This window comes from Sphaerimonospora thailandensis (assembly GCF_016863115.1).
In the GTDB taxonomy this organism is placed as follows: domain Bacteria; phylum Actinomycetota; class Actinomycetes; order Streptosporangiales; family Streptosporangiaceae; genus Sphaerimonospora; species Sphaerimonospora cavernae.
Map to the genome: position 1 here is coordinate 186,920 of NZ_BOOG01000008.1, position 18,888 is coordinate 205,807.

The 18,888-nt window shown below is 69.5% G+C and carries 20 protein-coding genes, 3 pseudogenes and 1 riboswitch; of the genes and pseudogenes, 10 read left to right on the forward strand and 13 right to left on the reverse strand.

The window, feature by feature from the left end; translation table 11 throughout:
* Window positions 1-51 precede the first annotated feature (51 nt).
* Window positions 52-1,248 (reverse strand): epoxide hydrolase family protein, encoded by a 1,197-nt coding sequence (locus Mth01_RS04010; protein WP_204011371.1) that lies wholly within the window; start codon window positions 1,246-1,248, stop codon window positions 52-54.
* 62 nt (window positions 1,249-1,310) lie between these two features.
* On the opposite strand from Mth01_RS04010, the gene Mth01_RS04015 reads away from it, so the two are divergent.
* The 3 genes and pseudogenes from Mth01_RS04015 to Mth01_RS04030 all read left to right on the forward strand — a co-directional run bounded on the left by Mth01_RS04015 (window position 1,311) and on the right by Mth01_RS04030 (window position 3,607).
* Window positions 1,311-2,276: a helix-turn-helix transcriptional regulator gene (locus Mth01_RS04015; protein ID WP_204011373.1), complete on the forward strand. Its 966-nt coding sequence runs from the start codon at window positions 1,311-1,313 to the stop codon at window positions 2,274-2,276.
* Between the two features lie 26 nt (window positions 2,277-2,302).
* A pseudogene (locus tag Mth01_RS04025) lies at window positions 2,303-3,336 on the forward strand (endo-1,4-beta-xylanase).
* Between the two features lie 64 nt (window positions 3,337-3,400).
* Window positions 3,401-3,607, forward strand: a complete 207-nt coding sequence (locus Mth01_RS04030) for a cellulose binding domain-containing protein (protein WP_239089344.1) — start codon at window positions 3,401-3,403, stop codon at window positions 3,605-3,607.
* Between the two features lie 96 nt (window positions 3,608-3,703).
* Here Mth01_RS04030 and Mth01_RS04035 read toward each other — a convergent pair whose 3' ends face one another.
* The 3 genes from Mth01_RS04035 to Mth01_RS04045 all read right to left on the reverse strand — a co-directional run bounded on the left by Mth01_RS04035 (window position 3,704) and on the right by Mth01_RS04045 (window position 6,119).
* Window positions 3,704-4,675 carry a tyrosine-type recombinase/integrase gene (locus tag Mth01_RS04035; protein ID WP_204011387.1) on the reverse strand — a complete coding sequence of 324 codons (972 nt, stop codon included), beginning with the start codon at window positions 4,673-4,675 and terminating at the stop codon, window positions 3,704-3,706.
* A 97-nt stretch (window positions 4,676-4,772) separates the two neighbouring features.
* Window positions 4,773-5,414 (reverse strand): class I SAM-dependent methyltransferase, encoded by a 642-nt coding sequence (locus Mth01_RS04040; RefSeq protein ID WP_204011389.1) that lies wholly within the window; start codon window positions 5,412-5,414, stop codon window positions 4,773-4,775.
* Window positions 5,415-5,747: 333 nt separating this feature from the next.
* Window positions 5,748-6,119 carry a winged helix-turn-helix transcriptional regulator gene (locus Mth01_RS04045; RefSeq protein ID WP_204011391.1) on the reverse strand — a complete coding sequence of 124 codons (372 nt, stop codon included), beginning with the start codon at window positions 6,117-6,119 and terminating at the stop codon, window positions 5,748-5,750.
* A gap of 79 nt (window positions 6,120-6,198) precedes the next feature.
* Between Mth01_RS04045 and Mth01_RS04050 the strand changes: the two genes are divergently transcribed.
* The gene (locus Mth01_RS04050) at window positions 6,199-6,609 is read left to right on the forward strand and encodes a RidA family protein (RefSeq protein ID WP_204011393.1); all 411 of its coding nucleotides are present in this window, start codon (window positions 6,199-6,201) and stop codon (window positions 6,607-6,609) included.
* 98 nt (window positions 6,610-6,707) lie between these two features.
* Here Mth01_RS04050 and Mth01_RS04055 read toward each other — a convergent pair whose 3' ends face one another.
* Window positions 6,708-7,217, reverse strand: coding sequence for an SDR family NAD(P)-dependent oxidoreductase (locus Mth01_RS04055; protein ID WP_239089336.1), 510 nt, complete (start codon window positions 7,215-7,217; stop codon window positions 6,708-6,710).
* Here Mth01_RS04055 and Mth01_RS04060 point away from each other — a divergent pair.
* The 5 genes and pseudogenes from Mth01_RS04060 to Mth01_RS30340 form a co-directional block, all read left to right on the forward strand.
* Window positions 7,147-7,467: an MmyB family transcriptional regulator gene (locus Mth01_RS04060; protein ID WP_204011400.1), complete on the forward strand. Its 321-nt coding sequence runs from the start codon at window positions 7,147-7,149 to the stop codon at window positions 7,465-7,467. The two genes, Mth01_RS04055 and Mth01_RS04060, sit on opposite strands and share 71 nt — an antisense overlap.
* Before the next feature lie 84 nt (window positions 7,468-7,551).
* The gene (locus Mth01_RS04065) at window positions 7,552-7,992 is read left to right on the forward strand and encodes an NADPH-dependent F420 reductase (protein ID WP_204011402.1); all 441 of its coding nucleotides are present in this window, start codon (window positions 7,552-7,554) and stop codon (window positions 7,990-7,992) included.
* A gap of 230 nt (window positions 7,993-8,222) precedes the next feature.
* The gene (locus Mth01_RS04070; protein WP_204011404.1) at window positions 8,223-8,552 is read left to right on the forward strand and encodes a YciI family protein; all 330 of its coding nucleotides are present in this window, start codon (window positions 8,223-8,225) and stop codon (window positions 8,550-8,552) included.
* Between the two features lie 160 nt (window positions 8,553-8,712).
* A pseudogene (locus tag Mth01_RS30335) lies at window positions 8,713-9,858 on the forward strand (RNA polymerase sigma factor); the annotation flags it as partial.
* A gap of 153 nt (window positions 9,859-10,011) precedes the next feature.
* Window positions 10,012-10,617, forward strand: a pseudogene (locus Mth01_RS30340) (RNA polymerase subunit sigma); the annotation flags it as partial.
* Window positions 10,618-10,636: 19 nt separating this feature from the next.
* Here the strand turns inward: Mth01_RS30340 and Mth01_RS04080 are convergent.
* Together Mth01_RS04080 and Mth01_RS04085 are read right to left on the reverse strand one after the other, a co-directional pair.
* Window positions 10,637-11,023 carry a VOC family protein gene (locus tag Mth01_RS04080; RefSeq protein ID WP_204011406.1) on the reverse strand — a complete coding sequence of 129 codons (387 nt, stop codon included), beginning with the start codon at window positions 11,021-11,023 and terminating at the stop codon, window positions 10,637-10,639.
* Window positions 11,020-11,310 (reverse strand): ArsR/SmtB family transcription factor, encoded by a 291-nt coding sequence (locus Mth01_RS04085; protein WP_204011408.1) that lies wholly within the window; start codon window positions 11,308-11,310, stop codon window positions 11,020-11,022. Before Mth01_RS04085 ends, Mth01_RS04080 begins: the two co-directional genes overlap by 4 nt.
* A 176-nt stretch (window positions 11,311-11,486) precedes the next feature.
* Here Mth01_RS04085 and Mth01_RS04090 point away from each other — a divergent pair, with 176 nt between their 5' ends.
* Window positions 11,487-11,996, forward strand: coding sequence for a hemerythrin domain-containing protein (locus Mth01_RS04090; RefSeq protein ID WP_204011412.1), 510 nt, complete (start codon window positions 11,487-11,489; stop codon window positions 11,994-11,996).
* Between the two features lie 92 nt (window positions 11,997-12,088).
* Here the strand turns inward: Mth01_RS04090 and Mth01_RS04095 are convergent, their stop codons facing one another.
* The 6 genes from Mth01_RS04095 to Mth01_RS04120 all read right to left on the reverse strand — a co-directional run bounded on the left by Mth01_RS04095 (window position 12,089) and on the right by Mth01_RS04120 (window position 18,875).
* Complete coding sequence (locus Mth01_RS04095; protein WP_204011414.1) at window positions 12,089-13,339, reverse strand: PP2C family protein-serine/threonine phosphatase; 1,251 nt, start codon at window positions 13,337-13,339, stop codon at window positions 12,089-12,091.
* A 29-nt stretch (window positions 13,340-13,368) separates the two neighbouring features.
* The gene (locus Mth01_RS04100; protein WP_204011417.1) at window positions 13,369-14,232 is read right to left on the reverse strand and encodes a putative protein N(5)-glutamine methyltransferase; all 864 of its coding nucleotides are present in this window, start codon (window positions 14,230-14,232) and stop codon (window positions 13,369-13,371) included.
* Window positions 14,233-14,454: 222 nt separating this feature from the next.
* Window positions 14,455-16,122 (reverse strand): phosphomethylpyrimidine synthase ThiC, encoded by a 1,668-nt coding sequence (gene thiC / locus Mth01_RS04105; protein ID WP_204011420.1) that lies wholly within the window; start codon window positions 16,120-16,122, stop codon window positions 14,455-14,457.
* Window positions 16,115-16,230, reverse strand: a riboswitch (TPP riboswitch). It overlaps the preceding gene by 8 nt.
* Before the next feature lie 49 nt (window positions 16,231-16,279).
* Window positions 16,280-16,645 (reverse strand): DUF1801 domain-containing protein, encoded by a 366-nt coding sequence (locus Mth01_RS04110; protein WP_204011423.1) that lies wholly within the window; start codon window positions 16,643-16,645, stop codon window positions 16,280-16,282.
* A 118-nt stretch (window positions 16,646-16,763) separates the two neighbouring features.
* Complete coding sequence (locus tag Mth01_RS04115; protein ID WP_204011426.1) at window positions 16,764-17,630, reverse strand: ion transporter; 867 nt, start codon at window positions 17,628-17,630, stop codon at window positions 16,764-16,766.
* Window positions 17,631-17,846: 216 nt separating this feature from the next.
* Window positions 17,847-18,875, reverse strand: a complete 1,029-nt coding sequence (locus Mth01_RS04120; protein ID WP_204011429.1) for a S66 family peptidase — start codon at window positions 18,873-18,875, stop codon at window positions 17,847-17,849.
* Between the last annotated feature and the right edge of the window lie 13 nt (window positions 18,876-18,888).

Below are 18,888 nucleotides of genomic sequence, written 5' to 3' on the forward strand. Positions count from 1 at the left end.
CCGCCATTTTCCCCACGATCATGCCCGGCGGCGCCGTCCGGCATGATCGGGTCAGCGTAGCTTCTGGAAGAACTCGCGGACGTCGCAGACCAGTAGATCGGGGGCCTCCATCGCGAGGAAGTGGCCGCCCCTGTCGAGTTCGGTCCAGCGTGCGACGTCGTGGTCGCGCTCGGCCCATCGGCGGATGGTCACGTCATGGGCGGAGACCAGCACGCCGGTCGGCACCGTCCGGCGCTGGACCACCGCCCAGTCGCCCGCGCCCCATTCCCCACCGTCCTCGGCGCCAGTCTGGCCCCAGTCGTTCGCGGAGATCTCCTCGTAGTAGATCTGTGCGGCCGATCCGGCCGTGCCGGTCAGCCAGTACAGCGAGACGTCGGTCAGGATGCGGTCGCGATCGATGCTGTCCTCGGGCAGCCCCTCCTCCGGGTCGGTGAGCTCCTTGAACTTCTCCACGATCCAGGCGAGCTGGCCGACGGGCGAGTCGTGCAGGCCGTACGTCACGGTCTGCGGCCGTTTGGAGTTGCACTGCAGGTAGCCGTCGTTGAAGTTCTGCATCCGGTCCCAGCGTCTCTGCTCCACATCCGACAGGCCGTCCATCTCGCCTTCCTCACCGACCGGGAAGGTGAGCAGGGCGTTGATGTGGACGCCGATGACATGATCCGGGGCCTGCCGGCCCATCTGCGGGGCCACCCACGCGCCGGTGTCGTAGCCCTGCACGCCGTACCGCTCGTAACCGAGCAGCGCCATCAGTCGCGTGAGCACAGCGGCCATCTTGGCCGCGTTCATGCCCGGGCCGGCCAGCGGTGTGGAGAATCCGAATCCCGGAAGTGACGGGATCACCAGGTGGAAGGCGGTGGCGGGGTCGGCGCCGTGCCCGCGGGGGTCGCTGAGCGGGCCGATGACGTCGAGGAAGTCCACTACGCCGCCCGGCCAGCCGTGCAGCAGCAGCAACGGCGTGGCGTCGGGCTCGGGAGAGCGTATGTGCAGGAAGTGGACGCTCTGCCCATCGATGGCGGTGAGGTACTGCGGGTGCTCGTTGAGCGCGGCCTCGTGCGCCCGCCAGTCGTAGCCCGTACGCCAGTATTCGGCGAGCTCCCTCAGGTAGTCCAGCGGAACTCCGCGGCTCCAGCCCACGCCGGGAAGCTCGTCCGGCCAGCGGGTGCCGGCCAGCCGGGCTGCCAGGTCGTCGAGCTCGGACTGGGGGATATCGATACGGAAGGGGCGGATGCCCTGCTGGGAATCGGTCATGACTGCGACGTTAGGAGCCGGTTAGGACGGCTTCGGTCCTAAGGCCGGGCAATCTTGGTGACATGTTGGAGACTTCCGCACGGTTGCTCAGGCTGCTGTCGCTCCTGCAGACCCATCGCGAATGGTCCGGCTCCGAGCTCGCCGCCCGCCTGGGCGTCACCACGCGCACCGTGCGCAGGGACGTGGAGCGGCTGCGCGACCTCGGTTATCCGGTGCACGCCACCCGGGGCACCGCCTGTTATCAACTCGGGGCGGGCGCGTCGCTGCCGCCGCTGCTGCTCGACGACGAGGCGGTGGCCGTGGCGCTCGGGCTGCATACGGCCGCTGGCGGGTCGATCGCAGGCATCGAGGAGACGTCTCTGCGGGCACTCGTCAAGCTGGAACAGCTCCTGCCGCCTCGGCTGCGCCATCGGGTGAACACGCTGCAGACGGCGACCGTCCGGGTCGGCGGCCCCGGGCCCAGGGTGGACGCGGACACGCTGATGACGATCGCCGGCGCCTGCCGCCGCCGCGAACGGCTGCGCTTCGACTACACGGGCGCCCGCGGCGGAGAATCACTGCGGTCCGTCGAGCCGCACAGCCTGGTGAGCTTCCATCGGCGCTGGTACCTCGTCGCCTGGGACACCGAACGCGACGACTGGCGCACCTTCCGGGTGGACCGCATGGTTCCCCGCACGCCCACCGGCCCTCGGTTCGCACCCAGGCAACCCCCCGACGGCGACGTCGCGACCTATCTGGCGAGGAGGCTCTCGGCGGGGGCCTGGCCGTTCCAGGCGACAGTTACCCTGCATGAGTCCGCGGCGGCGGTGGCCGACCGGGTGTGGCCGGGCATGGGGGCCGTCGAAGCGGTGGACGACCACAGTTGTCTGCTGCACGTCGGCGCCGAAACTCCGTCGGCACTGGTCTGGATGATCACCTCGGTGGACGCCGACTTCACGCTCGTCAGCGGCCCGGCCGAGCTCGCCGACGCACTCCGCGCCCAGGCCGGACGCTGCGCCCGGGCCGTACGCCCTGCATCGCCTCGTTGATCGGTACGATCACAGCGCTGTCGGCGGTGTCGGTTCCCGCCGACGCCGCGGCGAGCACGCTGGGCGCGGCGGCCGCGCAGAGCGGCCGGTACTTCGGTACCGCGATCAGCGCGGGCAAGCTGAACGACTCGGTCTACACCACGATCGCCAACCGTGAGTTCACCATGGTGACGGCCGAGAACGAGATGAAGATCGACGCCACCGAGCCCAACCGGGGTCAGTTCAACTTCACCAGCGCCGACCGGGTCTACACTGGGCCGTGCAGAACGGCAAGCAGGTCCGCGGTCACACCCTGGCCGGGCACTCCCAGCAGCCCGGCTGGATGCAGTCCCTGTCGGGCAGCGCGCTGCGCCAGGCCATGATCGACCACATCAACGGGGTCATGGCCCATTACAAGGGCGAGATCCCCTACTGGGACGTGGTCAACGAGGCCTTCGACGACGGCACCGGCGGCCGCCGCGACTCCAACCTCCAGCGCACCGGCAACGACTGGATCGAGGTCGCCTTCCGCACCGCCCGCGCCGCCGACCCGGCGGCCAAGCTCTGCTACAACGACTACAACATCGACAACTGGACCTGGGCCAAGACGCAGGGCGTCTACAACATGGTCAAGGACTTCAAGCAGCGCGGCGTGCCGATCGACTGCGTGGGCCTGCAGGGCCACTTCAACAGCGGCAGTGCCTACAACAGCAACTTCCGCACCACCCTGTCGAGCTTCGCCGCCCTCGGCGTCGACGTCGCCATCACCGAGCTCGACGTCGAAGGCGCCTCCGCCACGACCTACGCCAACATCGTCAACGACTGCCTGGCCGTCTCCCGCTGCGTCGGCATCACCGTGTGGGGCGTCCGCGACAGCGACTCCTGGCGCTCCAGTCAGAACCCACTCCTGTTCGACGGCGGCGGCAACAAGAAGCCCGCCTACACCTCGGTGCTCAACGCCCTCAACGGCGGCAGTTCGAACCCGCCGACCAGCCCCTGCCCGTCTCACCGACGCCGAATCCGCCGGTTTCGCCGTCCCCGAACCCGCCGGGTGGTGACGGGGCCTGTACGGCGACGGTGAAGACGGTCACAGCTGGCCGGGTGGGTTCCAGTCGGAGGTGACGGTGCGGGCGGGCGGCTCGGCGGTGAACGGCTGGACCGTGAAGTGGACCTGGCCAGGCGGACAGTCCATCACCCAACTGTGGAACGGCAAGCTGAGCGCGTCCGGCTCCAGCGTGACCGTCCGCAACGAGTCGTACAACGGCAACATCGCGGCCGGCTCGTCCACCACCTTCGGCTTCACCGGTAGCGGCAGCGCGGCCACCCCCACTGCCACCTGCACCAGCCCCTGATTCGGGTGGGCCGGGCGGTGGTTCCCCGTCGCTCGGCCCACGCACGATGACCTACCGCCGGGCGGCCACCTCACGCGCTCATCACCCGAACCGTGCTCACCGAGACCGGTCGGCGGGCGGGATGTTCAGCCTGTCGACGGCCTCGCGGCGTCGGCGCTCCGGGCGGCGGTCGTAGCGTGCGGTGGTGGCGGGGGAGGCATGGCCGACCAGGGCCTGGGCGGTCGCGAGGTCGACTCCGGCGTCGAGGAGCTCACCGATGAACGTGCGGCGGAAGTCGTGCGGGGTTCGCTTCGACGCGCCGGCCGAGGCCAGGCGGCGGGAGACGATGTCGGCTACGGCCTGCCCGGTCATGTGGGCCGGCCGTAGCCGTCCCGCCTTGTTGATGGGGCAGAACAGCGGACCCGACGACCTGCCCCGCACGTCCAGCCACAGCTCGAGCCGTTCGACCGCCTCCGCTGTGAGGTAGACCAGACGCTCCTTGTCGCCCTTGCCGCGCACACGCAGGGACCTGGCGTCCAAATCGAGGTCGGCCAGTGTGAGACCGGCGATTTCCGCCCGCCGGCAGCCGGTCGAGTACAGCGCCGCGAGCATGGCCCCGTCCCGCCTTCCGGCGGGGGAGGGGTCCTCGTCGCACGCGGCGAGCGTCGCGGTGAGGATCTCGGCCTGGACATGCCGCCCCGCCGGCACCCGCGTGTGTGCGTAGGCCGGAAGGTCGGCGGCCCGCTGGTAGTCCTCGCCGCTCATCAACCCGAGCCGCCAGGCCTCCTTCAGCACCCGGCGCAGCGCGACCAGGTGCTTGTTCACGTGGGCTGGAGACCACCCCTGCTCACGCATCAGCGTGCGCAGCTTGACCGTGTGCTCGTACCGCAGCAGTTCCCAGGGCTGGCCCGCACCGGTGGCCTGGGGGTCGCCGGTGATGAGACGGGCGATGCGATCGAGACAGCCCCGCATGGTGCGCCGGGACTCAGAGCTGGGGAGGCCGTCGAGGTACACGTGGTAGGGGTCGGGTGCGGCCTGCTCGGGCAGCTTACGCTCGGGCGGGGCGGGCGGCATGGCAGGCACGTTCACACCCGCTGATCATAGTATGAATCTACAATGTAAAGAACGCGGGAAGGGGCAGAACCTCAGCGATCTCTGCCTCGTCGGCCGAACACCACCAACAACCTCACCGAGAGGAGCCCCCGGGTTTGCGGGCGGCGAAGCGTTCGATGATGCCGAGCTTGAACCGGTCGTGCCGCTCTATGTCGAATCCCATCGTGCGCACGTCACGCAGTGGACGGCGGCGCCAGTGCTCCCCGTACATGGGCACGCTGAAGGCGTCGATCAGCCACTGCAGCCCGCGTACCGGCCAGGCGGACGACTCCACGTGATCGGCCAGGAGCAGCCGGCCGCCCGGGCGGAGCACCCGCGCCATCTCGGCGAGTGCCTTACGTTCGTCCTCGATCGCGCACAGTGAGAACGTGCAGACGACCGTGTCGAAGCGGCCGTCGGTGAAGCCCAGTGTCCGTGCGTCACCCTGCTGGAGATCGACCCGGCGTCCGGTCTCGTCCGCGCGGCGCCGGGCGACCGCCAGCATGGAGGGGCTCCACTCCACGCCGGTCAGCCGGACGTCATGCGAGTAGTGATTGAGATTAAGTCCGGTGCCCACGGCCACTTCCAGGACGTCGCCGGTTGCCTGCCCGCACACCCATGCGCGGGTGTCGGCGAAGAAGCGGCGCTCGGCGAAGACCATCTGCCGGTCGTACGACTCTGCCTGGCGGTCCCAGTATCGGCGCAACCGCCCATCCCGGGGGGAGGAATCGGACATGCGGTCACCGTATCCGCCGTGAGGAGCGGGATCAACGTCGCGATACACCAGGAACCGCCGTGAAGTCGTGGCGGCGCTGCCACCTGGCTAGTAGGACCGGCCGATGTGAAGGTCAGGAGCAGCCCGACGGCCGGGAAGCCGGCCGGGGCGTACGGAGATCGCCGCGCAGAGCCGGCGCGACGGCGCGGATGGCGAGAGGCGGCGACCATCGGCTTCGGCTCGGGGGGCGTGGCCTGATGTTCATCCCGAGCGTGTTCGGTCAGGTGCTGGGGGCCTGTTTCTCTGAGGCGTGGCCGAATGTGAGCCTGGCCGGTACCGGTCAGGGGTGAAGGCTCAGAGGCTTGTCTCTTCCCGCGTATCGAAAGCGTCGCGCGCGCGTTCGATGGTGGGCATGTGCTCCGAGGCCCACGCCAGCAATACGTCGATGGGCTGCCGCAGGGTCTTGCCGAGCGGCGTGATCCGGTACCTGACCGCCACCGGACGGGTGGAGACAACCTCGCGTTCGATCACCCCGTTGCGCTCGAGTCGGCGAAGGGTGGCGGTCAGCGACTTCTGCGTGACCGCGGGAATGGCCCGGCGGAGCTCGTTGAAGCGGCAGGGGCGTTCGCAGAGCTCGTTGAGTACACCGAGGGACCACTTGTCGAGCACCTGATCGAGGAGCTCGCGGTGCGGGGCGTCGATGCGGAGTTCGCCGTCGGTATCCATGGTGAAACCTGGTCTCGTTGAAGTGTCCTTCTTCTACTAGATATCTTATGGATACTTACTTTGAGAAGGAGAAACGGCCATGACTGTCCAGCATTTCACGCCGGAAGGCATGATGCAGCCCACCCCCTACCACCACGTGGCCGTCGGCAGGGGCACGACTCAGGTACATGTCAGCGGGCAGGTCGCCCGCCTGGCCGACGGAACCCCGGTGGCCCCCGGCGATCTTGCCGGGCAGGTCGCCCAGGCCCTGCGGAACGCCGCCCTCGGCCTGGCGGGCGCGGGTGCCTCGTTCGCGGACGTGCTGCGCCTGACGTTCTACGTGACCCAGTGGAACCCGGAGAAGATCGGCGACTTCATGGCCGGCGTAGAGGCGGTCGCCGAAGAGATCAGCCTCCCGCTTCCCATGCCGCCGGCCAGCCTCATCGGTGTCGACTACCTCTTCGAGCCGGATGTGCTCGTTGAGGTCGAGGCAACCGCACTGCTCGACTGATTCGGCGCACATGGGCCGGGTCGCGAAGGCGGCGAACTGGTGCCGGTGTCAGCTCTTGATGAACTGGTTGGTGGTTCCCTCGAAGGTTCCTACGCGGGCTACCAGGGCAGTACCCCGTTCTCGTCCTGGAAGGTTCCCGTCGGTCCGTCCGTGTCGAGGGTCGCCAGACCCACTACAGCCTTGGCGCTCTCTTCGGGTGGTCTTCCGATCCCGAAGGCCGCAGTCATGTCCGTGGCGGTGGGGCCGGGCTCCAGCGCGTTGAACTTGATGCCCGGCTGGGACTTGGCGTACTGGACCGTCAGCATGGTGGCCGCCGCCTTGGACGCAGAGTAGAGAGCGAGAGACAGGTGGAACTCGGGCCGGTCGGGGTTGGTTACCGCCCAGAACGACCCGGCGCTGCTCGAAACGGTGACGACGGTGGGGTTGGAGGACTTGCGCAGCAGGGGGAGCGCCGCCTCCGTGACGCGCACGATCCCCACCGCGTTGGTGTCGAAGGCACGCAGCGCCAAGGGGCCGTCGACGTCTCCGGCCGGCAGGATGCCCGCGTTGTTCACCAAGACGTCGAGCCGGCCCTCGGCTGCACCAATCGTCGCCAGCGCGTTGTTCACCGATGCATCGTCGGTCACGTCGAGCCGACGGCTCGATCACCCACAGGTCGGAGAACTCACCCTCAACAGAGAGCGGCTGAGCGTGGGTGGGGCCGAGAGCCTGAAACTCGTCATCTACCACCCGGACCCCGAATCAGACGACGCGGACAAGCTGGCCCTCCTGGCCTCGGCGGACCTGCCCACACGGACACGGGACGGCAAGGGTTCGGCCGCTCCGATACGTGAGGCGCGCGGTGCCGCGTTCGGGTGAACCCGTTCGGGCGCCAGGTGCGACGCACGGCGCGATCGCGCAGCGAGCAGCATTTCTCATCGAAGCTCCGAGGTGAAGGCACCTGTGACCGAGACCCTGAAAGACCTCATCGACGAACTCGGCCCGTCAGCCCGTGCCGCCTATGCCGCGGAAGCCGCGGCCGCGGGTGATTTGGTGGTCATCGCCGTTCCCCTCAAACTCGTCAACGACATGCCCGTCGAGGAACTCGCGGGCAAGGTCGTGCTGGACACGAACAACTACATGAGCTGGCGCGACGGCCACTTCCCGGTGATCGACTCCGGCGAGAAGACGGTGCACGAACTTCGCCAGGAGCAGCTCCCTACGTCGAAGGTCGCCAAGGCGTTCACCCACATCCAGGCCCCGCGCTTGTTCAGCGCCGCCCGCCCGGCAGGCGACCCGAAGCGGTTGGCGCTGTCGGTTTCGAGCGACTACCCCGAGGCCGTGGAAATCGTCACGCGGTTATACGACCAATTCGGGTTCGACACCGTGGACAACGCCCGCTGAGCGAATCCTGGCGTACCGCCTCCGGCCAGCCCGCGTGGGTCCGTCACGCGTGGCAGAACCGTGAGGAGTTGGCTCTCAACCTGAGACGGGCGAAGCCCATCATTTCGATGTGAACTTGCGCTGCGGCCCGGGCTGTACCGGCTGCTGTGTGATGGCCGGCGGGTGGCGTTCCCTGTCACATCGGGTTGTTCGACGCTTGGGCAGAGCAACGGAAACCGAAGGAGAGTCTGATGCGCTACCTGATGATGTCCAAGGTCACTGACACGACTCCCGAGCCGGACGAGCGGCTGTACGCGGAGATGGCCAAGTTCGTCGAGGAACTGAGCGCGGCGGGCGTTCTGCTGGCCACCGGCGGCCTCGAACCGGGCGGCGTGCGCGTGACGTCCCGCGGCGATGAGATCACCGTGACCGACGGGCCGTTCGCCGAGGCGAAGGAGGCCGTGGCCGGCTTCGCGCTGATCGAGGTCCGTTCCCGGGAGGAGGCGATCGAGTTCACCCGCCGGTTCCGCGGGATCGTCGGCGACGGTGAGACCGTGATCCAGCAGGTCTTCGGGCCCTGAGCCCGCGGCGCCGAGCCGACGTCGAGACCACCGGGAGCGCCGCCCCGCGCTTGCGAGCGGGCCGGGGCGGTGCTGTCATCGTCCGGTGACGGACGTCCATCGCACAATCGACGCGGTCTGGAAGCTCGAGTCGGCCAAGATCATCGCTGGCCTCGCGCGGATGGTGAACGACGTCGGCCTCGCTGAGGAGCTGGCCCAGGACGCGCTCGTCGCCGCGCTGGAGCAGTGGCCCGGCTCGGGCGTCCCCGACAATCCCGGCGCCTGGCTGACGACCGCGGCCAAACGCCGCGCCATCGATCACATCCGTCGCTCCCAGCGGGCCGAGCGCAAGCACGAACAGCTCGCCCATGAGCTGGAGCGGCAGCAGGATCCCGAGCCGCCGGTCGAGTCCGAGCAGGACGACGTCCTGCGGCTGATGTTCATCTCCTGCCACCCGGTGCTGCCGACCGAGGCGCGGGTCGCGCTGACGCTTCGCCTCCTCGGCGGGCTGACCGCCGCGGAGATCGCCAGAGCGTTCCTCGCCGACGAGCCGGCGATCACCCGGCGCATCGCGCAGGCGAAGCGGACGCTGGCCGAGGAGCGGGTGCCGTTCGAGCTGCCGGACGGCGCCGAGCCGGCCGGTCGCCTGTCGTCGGTGCTCGAGGTCATCTACCTGATCTTCAATGAGGGGTATTCGGCGACCTCGGGGGACGATCTGATGCGGCCGGGGCTGTGCCTGGAGGCGCTGCGGCTGGGGCGGCTGCTGGCGGAGCTGGCGCCGTACGAGGCCGAGGTGCACGGGCTGGTCGCGCTGATGGAGATCCAGGCGTCCCGCTCGGCCGCGCGGACCGGGCCCTCGGGCGAGCCCGTCCAGTTGCATGAGCAGAACCGCGGCCGCTGGGACCAGTTGCTGATCCGCCGCGGGTTCGCCGCGATGCTGCGTGCCCGGGAGGTCGGCGGCGCGCCGGGGCCGTACGTGCTGCAGGCGGCGATCGCGGTGTGCCACGCCCGGGCGCGGACCGCTGAGGAGACCGACTGGGCGCGGATCGCGGCGCTGTACGACACGCTGGTCCGGCTGGTACCGACGCCGGTCGTGCAGCTCAACCGGGCTGTGGCCGTCGGGATGGCGCGCGGGCCGCAGGCGGGCCTCGCCCTGGTCGACCTTCTGGCCGACGACCCGGCATTGCGGGATTATCACCTCCTGCCGAGTGTCCGGGGTGATCTCCTGCTGCGGGCGGGACGGCATGAGGAGGCGCGGCGGGAGTTCGAGCGAGCCGCGTCACTCACCAGGAACGACGCCGAGCGCGTGTTCCTGCGGCGCCGCGCCGATGAGATCACCGGCGAGATCGGCGGGGAGGCGGCCGGCGACACGCTTGGACGGGCGGCACGCGCGTTCCTGGATCGCGACGACCTCGATGCCGCTACCGTCCGCTCGTACGGGCAGACGCTGCGTCGCCTGTGCCTGGCGTTGGGGGAGGGGGCGCCGCTGGCGTCGGTGACTTCCGAGCAGGTGGCGCGGGTGTTCGCGGCGGCGTGGGGAGGGGCGGCTGCCAGGACGTGGAACCGGCACCGGTCGGCTGTGCGGTCCTTCTGCGTCTGGGCGTCGCTGGGTGATCTCGCGGCGGGCCTGGACCGCCGTGCCGAGACCCGCTCTCCGGTCAAGGGCATCGACCCTGCGCGGTTGGAGGCGCTGTGGAGCCGCGCCGACGTGCCGCTGCGCGAGCGGACCCTGTGGCGGCTGCTGCACGAGTCGGCTGCCGGGGTGCGAACTGTTCTGTCGCTGAACGTCGAGCATCTGGACCTGGAGGATCGCCGGGCCCGGGTGGGCGGCGCCTGGGTGAGCTGGCGGTCGGGCACGGCCCGGTTGCTGCCCCAACTGGTGGCCGGCCGGGCCAGGGGCCCGGTGTTCCTGGCCGACCGGCGGCCGGGGCCGTCGCGGACGCCGCGGGAGGCCGACCTGTGCCCGGAGACGGGCCGCCGGCGGCTGTCCTACGAGCGGGCGGAATACCTGTTCAAGCAGGCCACCAGGCCTCTGGATCCGGCGGGCGACGGCTACACCCTGCGGCAGTTGAGGACGTGCCGGTGAGCTGCCGTCTTCGCCGGCGCTATGAGTGCTGGGCGATCTGGATGAGGTTGCCGCAGGTGTCGTCGAGCACCGCGGTGGTCACCGGTCCCATTTCGAGCGGCTCCTGGGTGAACCGTACGCCGAGCCGGCGCAGCCGTTCGAACTCCGCGCGGACGTCGTCGACGGCGAACGAGGTGAAAGGTATGCCGTCTTCCATCAGCGCTTCCTTGAAGGGCTTGACGGCGGGGTGCCCGTCGGGTTCGAGAACGAGCTCGACACCGTCGGGGTCATCAGGTGAGACCACGGTCAGCCATCGGGCTTCGCCGAGCGGGATCTCGGTCTTCTTCACGAAGCCCAGCACCTCGGTGTAGAAGCGCAGGGCCTTGTCCTGGTCGTCGACGAGGACGCTTGCGAGGTTGATTCTCATGGGGTCTCCGGTGGTTCCTGCCTGAGCCATCGGTCGGCGATGTGCTCAAGTGGTCGTCTGTCGAAGTCGTGGAACTTGTACCGGCCCTGCCGCCGGGTCTTCACCAGACCGGCGGCTTCGAGCACGGCGAGGTGCTGTGAGATCGCCTGGCGGGACGATCCCAGCCCGTGCCTGGCCACCAGCCTCGAGCAGATCTCGAACAGCGTCTGGCCGTTCCGCTCGGCCAGCTCGTCGAGGATCTTCCTGCGGGTGGGGTCGGCCAATGCCTTGAAGACATCTTCCGCCATGCCCCGATAATAGGCAAGCACCTGCTTGCATGACAATGTCCACCTGGGAATGTGGCCGGTTCCCCCGGCTGTTTCACCGACCGACGGCCCGGCGGCCGGTGACGAAGGTCCCTGCCCGCGGCCGTGCCGTACGAGGGAGACTTCGCGTGGGCGGCCTGTTGGGATGGAGGCCGCGCATGGAGGCCGCGCAAGGGGGGGTGCGAATGTGCGAGTACTGCGGTTGCCAGGCGCTGGCGACCATTGACGAGCTGACGCGTGAGCACGATGCCGTCGTCGATCTGATCGGAGAGGTGCGGACCGCGCACCGGAACGGGGACGTGGGTCTCATGGCCGAGCTGGCCCGGCGGATCGCGGCCATTCTGGAGCCGCACACGCAGGTCGAGGAGCACGGCCTGTTCCCGGCGCTCGCCGCCGACTTCCCCGACCAGATCGCGGCGCTGGAGGCCGAGCACCGGCGGGTCGAGGCGGTGCTCGGCGAGGCCGGAGACGCCGCATCGGGCGTCCCCGGCGACCCGGCCTGGCCACGGCGGCTCCTGGACGTCCTCGACGTCCTGCGCCGCCACATCCTCAAAGAGCAGGACGGGGTGTTCCCCGCCGCCCTGGCCGGTCTGAGCACGGGCGACTGGGAGGCCATCGAGGCGGTCCGCGAAAGCGCCGGGTGCCTGCTGCCGCGTGCCGCGGCCTGATCATCCTGCTTGCGAGCCCACAGCTGACCGCGCCTCCTCGGCGTCGTCCAGAGCATCGCCCAGAGCATGGTCATGGCGTGTTCATGGTGTGGTCACAGCGCGAACTTGCGGTGCCGCTGGGTGCGCCATTCGACCAGCAGCACCGTCGCGTCGTCCTGCAGGACGCCCTGCTGGTGGTCCAGGACGCTGACGATCAGCCGGCGGACGGTCTCCGGGGCGGACACGCCGTCGGCTTCGCGGCGGATCACGAAGCTGGTGAAGCGTTCCATGCCGAACGGCTCTCCCTCGGGGTTACGCGCCTCGATGATGCCGTCCGTGTAGAACAGCAGCCGGTCGCCGGGTTCGAGCTGGTAGCGGGCGAGCTCGCCGGACAGCCCGAGTGCCATGCCCATCGGCGGCGCCGGCGGCGCCTCGTCCAAGGTGGCGACCCGCCGCCCCTGCCGCAGGACCAGCGGCGGGTGGTGGCCCCGGTTGATCCACGTCAGCCAGCCCGTGTCGATGTCGAGCGTGGCCAGGATGCCGGTGGCGAAACGGTCACCGCCGAGCTGGTCGGCGATGGCCTCGTCGACCGCCTCACTGGCCGCGACCAGGTCCAGGCCATGGCGACGGCTGTTGCGGTAGGAGCCCACGGCGATCGTCGCGGTGAGCGCGGCGGCGGCGTCGTGGCCCATCGCGTCGAAGACGGACAGGTGTGCGGTGTTCTCCTCGATGGCGTAGTCGAAGACGTCTCCGCCCACGTTGTAGGCCGGTTCCAACGCGACACTGATCACCACGCGGTCGTTGACCAGGGTCTCGGGGGGCACCAGGTTCCACAGCACCTCGGCCGACAGGGCCATCGGGCAGGTACGCACCAGGCGGGCGTGGCTGTCGCTGCGGTCGCGCTTACTCTCGACCAGCAGGGCCACCATCGTTCCCAGCCATTGGGCCCGCGACCGGTTGATCTCATCGTCCATCGGCACGGTGACCCCGAGCACGCCGATCCGCTCGGCCCCGTCCAGCATGGGCACCCACAGCCGGCGGGGGCCGGCGGGCGAGCCCGGCTCCACCGGCTCGCCCTCGCCGGGGTCGGCGGCGAGCCGGGCCGCGACGACCTCGAGATCCCGGAAGGCCCTCCCGGCCAGGGTGGTCTCGATGCGGATGGGGGAGAGCCCCTCACCGTGCTCGTCCCGCTGGCCCGTCATCGGCAGCAGGACCTTCATCTGCAGGTCGATCAGGTAGATCATGGTGTGGGAGAAGCCGACCAGCGCGGCATGCTCGGCGACCAGCCGTGGCAGATCCTCCATCGTGGTCAGATGGCTGGCACGCAGCAGACCGCCCAACATCCGCTCGCCGTCGCTCTGCATGTCGGGCTTACTACCCGTGTCACCCCAGATCAGGCACCGGCAGGTACGCCCGCGCGGTCGGGACCGGTGCCGATGACCACGGTGGCGTCCAGGTCGTCGGATCCGGCCAGGCGGGCGGTGAGCCCGCTGCGGGCTGCCGCTTCGACGGTGGGCCGCGCCTGGCTCCGGCTCGTCTCGACCAGCAGGTGGCCGCCCGGCGCCAGCCAGGCCGGCGCCTCGGCGATCACGCGCCGTACGATGTCCAGGCCGTCCGCTCCGCCGTCCAGCGCCACCGGCGGCTCGTGCAGGCGGGCCTCCGGCGGCAGCAGTCCGATCGCCTCGGTGGGCACGTAGGGAGCGCTGGCGACCAGGAGGTCGACCCGGCCACGCAGTGTCACGGGCAGCGGGTCGTACAGGTCGCCCTGGTACACCCGGCCGCCCATGGCGGCGATGTTGCGGCGGGCGCACCGCACCGCTGCGGGATCGACGTCGACCGCGTGCAACTCGACCGCGTGCAACTCGACCGCGTGTGCCGTGCCCACCGCCGCTGCCAGTGCCGCGCCTATCGCGCCGGAGCCGCAGCACAGGTCGACCACCAGTGGCCGAGCGCGGGCGGGAAACCGGCGGATGAGTTCGACGGCCTGGTGTGCGAGGAGCTCGGTGCGGCGGCGGGGCACGAACACTCCCGGATCCACCGCCATCCGCAGGCCGCAGAACTCCGCCCAGCCCAGCACGTGTTCAAGGGGAAGGCCGGACACTCGCCGCGCCACCATGGCGGCCAGCTCGTCCGGCGTATGCGCGGCGCGGACGAGCAGGCCCGCCTCGTCCTCGGCGAAGACGCAGCCGGCGGACCGGAGCCTGCCGACGACCTCGGACAGGGGAAACAACGGGAAAGGGGATGAGAAGCCCGACATGGGAGCCTTTCGGGATGCCGTGGGGCTCCTGCCGATCGCCTATGCGAGGCGGGGAGAGGGGAGCACCCAACCTGATCTGGCGGTAATGGGTCTCACCTCCTCGGGACGATCACTTGCGGGCTGCATATGGTACCAGAGGCGGTCGCGGCATCGACGGCCGGCCCCGCCGTACGGCTCGGCAACCGGGCCGGGCCGTACGGCGGGCGAAGCCGGCGACCGGGCTCAGGGGAGGTCGGCGATCGGCACGTACACGGCGCCGCCCTGGTCGAGGAACTGGGCGGACTTCTCCGCCATCCCCGCCGTGAGCGCCTCCGACTCCGTCAGCCCCCGCTCGGCGGCGAACCGCCGCACATCGTGGCTGATCTTCATGGAGCAGAACTTCGGGCCGCACATGGAGCAGAAGTGCGCCGTCTTGGCCGGTGCGGCCGGCAGCGTCTCGTCGTGGAACGAGCGGGCGGTGTCGGGGTCGAGCGACAGATCGAACTGGTCCTCCCAGCGGAACTCGAACCTCGCCTCCGACAATGCGTCGTCCCACGCCTGGGCCAGTGGGTGCCCCTTGGCCAGATCGGCGGCGTGAGCCGCGATCTTGTAGGTGATCACGCCGGTCTTCACGTCGTCCCGGTTCGGCAGTCCGAGGTGCTCCTTCGGCGTGACGTAGCACAGCATGGCCGTGCCGTACCAGCCGATCATGGCGGCGCCGATGCCGGAGGTGATGTGGTCGTAGCCGGGTGCGATGTCGGTGACCAGCGGCCCGAGGGTGTAGAAGGGGGCGTCGTCGCACAGCTCGCGCTGCAGTTCGACGTTCTGTTTGATCTTGTGCATGGGCACGTGGCCCGGTCCCTCGATCATCACCTGCACCTCGTGCTCTCGGGCGATCTCGGTCAGCTCGCCCAGCGTGCGCAGTTCGGCGAACTGGGCCTCGTCGTTGGCGTCGGCGATCGAGCCGGGCCGCAGCCCGTCGCCGAGGGAGAACGCCACGTCGTAGGCGGCGAAGATCTCGCACATGTCCGCGAAATGCTCATACAGGAAGCTCTCCCGGTGATGCGCCAGGCACCACGCCGCCATGATCGACCCACCGCGGGAGACGATGCCGGTCTTGCGGCGGGCGGTCAGCGGCACGTACGCCAGGCGGACCCCGGCGTGCACGGTCATGTAGTCGACGCCCTGCTCGCACTGTTCGATCAGGGTGTCGCGGTAGACCTCCCACGACAGGTCGGCGGCCACCCCGCCCACCTTCTCCAGCGCCTGGTAGATGGGTACGGTTCCGACCGGCACGGGGGAGTTGCGGATGATCCACTCGCGGGTGGTGTGGATGTCTCGTCCGGTGGACAGGTCCATGACGGTGTCGGCTCCCCATCGGGTGGCCCAGGTCATCTTCTCCACCTCCTCCTCGATCGAGGAGGAGACCGCCGAGTTGCCGATGTTGGCATTGATCTTCACGAGGAAGTCTCGACCGATGATCATCGGTTCGCTCTCGGGGTGGTTGACGTTGACCGGGATGATGGCCCGCCCGGCGGCCACCGCGTCCCGGACGGACTCCGGGCTCACCCCCTCCCTGGTCGCGACGAATTCCATCTCCCGGGTGATCACGCCGCGCCGGGCGTAGGCCAGCTGCGTCACCGGCGCCCCGGTGGCCCGCATCGCCCGGCCCGGGCCGCTGGGGGCCACGTCGCCGCGATCGCGGATCCACTCCTCCCGCAGCCGCGGCAGACCGCGGGTGAGGTCGGTGGTCGCGGCCGGGTCGGTGTACGGCCCGGAGGTGTCGTAGAGCCGTACCCGTTCGCCGTTGGACAGCAGGACCTCGCGCATCGGCACCCGGAGATCCCCGATGTGGACCTTGGCAGAGCGGATCCCGGAAGATCGGGTTTCGGAAAAACGCGCGTCGCTCATCTGCGCAACTCCCTTCGCCGGCATTATCCGGAGCAGGTTCTGGCGGTCGGCGGCTGATCGATAGCCGTCCTCTCAGCCCGGTCGCACCGGGCTCCCGCGTCGGTCGGCGTCAACGTAACCCGGCCCAGCAAGACGCGCAAGGTGGCAGTTGTCTTCCCTATCCCCGGGTCGTCGGGGTCTGGTCGAGGTCGACGGCCTGGGCGATGTAGTCGCGCAGGGCGGCCTCGTTCACCGCTTCCAAAGTTTTGATCTTGATGTGGCGGGTCTTCTTGCCGACGCCCTCCAGCAGCCCGTGGGCGTCCTCGAACTCCGCGCCGCGCTCGAAGGCGAAGGTGAGATGGGTCTTGCTCTGACTGATGACCGCCAAGATCTTTGCCGCACGCCAGGCGGGGGAGCCGTACACCAGGCATTCGGCGGCGGCCGGAGCGCACTCCGCCATCAGGGCGCGCAGCATCGCCACGATCTCCTGGTACTTGGGCTGAAGTTTGGTCGCGACGTAGGCGTCCACATCGGTGCCGGCCATGTTCTGGTCTCCGTTCGCTCCTCCATCAATTAAAAGAATCTTGTATGTAAAAATTATCTTTGTCAATAGCCTCTGCCGGGGTAGGGCCGACAGGGGGACCGAGCGTCGCCCTGGCCGGTCAGTCTCGCCGCGCGTGGTTCGCGGGCCCGGCCCGGCCATCGACGACGTCAACGACCTCAACGGGGACCGGCAGGGCCGCGGCCAGCCGGTCGATCTTCTCATTGAGCGCCCGGATCTCGTTCATCACCGCGATGTGCTGCGTCAACTCCAGCGCCTGGTCCTCCTTCCATCGGATGGAGTGGACCTCCTGCTCCATGGCGGAGACGATCACGCCGATGAGCAGGTTCAGGACGAAGAACGCGGAGACCACGATGAACCCCGCGAAGAAGATCCAGGCCATCGGCTCGGTGGCCATCACGTCCTCGGCGATCTGCGGCCAGTTCTCCACGGTGAGCACCGTGAACATCGTGAACAGCGACTTTCCGAGGTTCCCGAAGTGCTGCGGGGCCACCTCGTGGTAGAGCCGTTCGCCGATGACCGCTGAGACGTACAGCAACAGCAACTGGAGGACCAGGATGGAGGCCAGTCCCGGAATCGCGGTGAACAGCGCCGAGACCACCCGGCGCATGCTGGGGATCACCGAGACCAGCCGCAGGACGCGCAGGAACCGGAACAGCCGCAGGATCGACAGTGATTGCGAGGCCGGCACGAGCGCGGCCCCGACGACGATCAGGTCGAACCAGTTCCACGGGTCGCGGAAGAACGCCCTCCCCTTTCCGCAGATCCGCAGGAGCATCTCCACCACAAAGATCGCCGTGATGCTGTGGTCGACCAGGAGGAAGGCCGTCGAATATCGGCCGGCCGGGTCGGCCGTGGTCTCCAACCCGAGCGTGACCCCGTTCAGCGTGATGACGGCGATGACGGTGCGCTGGAACGCCGGAGCGTCCACCACGGTGCGAAGCCGTTCACGAGAGAAGGCGGGCAAGCCGAAACTCCAGGGGGCGAGATACGGTGATCACCCGAAATCCTACGTTGCCTGTGCCGCCGGGCGCGGCATCGGCCCAAGCCGGGGCAAGGGAGCGGACGGCACCGGCCGCGCAGGCCTACCGCGACGCCGCCCGCCACGCCATCAGCGGGCCCGAGCGGTGTCATCTCACCGCGCGGGCGGCCCGGCTCGCCGCCCCGGAGGAAAACGCGGCGCTCAGTTCAGAGTCTGGGTGAGTTCGTCGCGGTGCCCGCCGTAGCGCAGGCGGCCGCGGGCGCCGTTCACGATCGGCAGGTACGGCGGCACGTGCCCGCACTCGACGTCCGCGATGATCGGTACGGCGAGGCCGCCCAGCGCGTCGAGCACCGCCTCGTGCTGGCTGAGGGAGTCGATGCCGGGGGCCCGGGTGCGGCCGACGAGCACGGCGACCGCCCCGGAGAAGAATCCGGCGAGGCGCATCCCGTGCAGGTTGCGGCAGATGGCCGCCGCGTCGTGTCCGTCGGCCTCGACGTAGACGATCAGCCCCTCGGGGGCCATGGCCCGGGCGAAGGCCGCGATGTCGCCGTACGGCGTTCCGGCGATGTTGCACACCGTCTCGATGCAGCCGCCGATCAGGCGGCCTTCCACCTCGACGTCGCCGTCGCCGTCCAGCCGCGTCCAGCGTCCCGGGGTGTCGAGGGTGAACTCGCACGCCTCGGGGACGGTCCGGTAGTCATCCCACCCTCGCGCCCGATAACGGCCGGGCGGGATCTGGGTGAACGTCGTGCCCGGCGCCATCTCCACGATGTCCAGCCAGGTGGCGAGCCCTTCGGGAGCGTGGTAGGGCGTGTCCATCAGGTTGTTGCCGTGCACGGTCGCCACCCCGGTCAGCAGCGTCAGCGGCGTGATGATCGTCGACATGTCGGAATAGCCCACCAGCCACGTCGGCTCCGCCTCGCGCAGGGCGTCCCAGTCGAGCAGCGGGAGCAGGTCGATCGCCGTCTCCCCGCCCCACGGCGGGACGACCGCCCTGATGCCGGGATCGGTGAGCATGGCCGTCAGTTCGCGTGCCCGGTCGGCCGCGGGCGCGCTGACGTGGCCGGCGCCGTCCAGGCACTCTCCGACGACCACCTGATATCCGCGCTCTTCCACCATGCGGATCGCCACCCGGAGGCGATCGCGCAGACTCTCGTCGATGCCGCTGGAGGGGGCGGTGACGCCGACCCGGTCACCGGGGCGTAGCGGAGCGGGGTAACGAATCTTCATACCCAAGATCCTT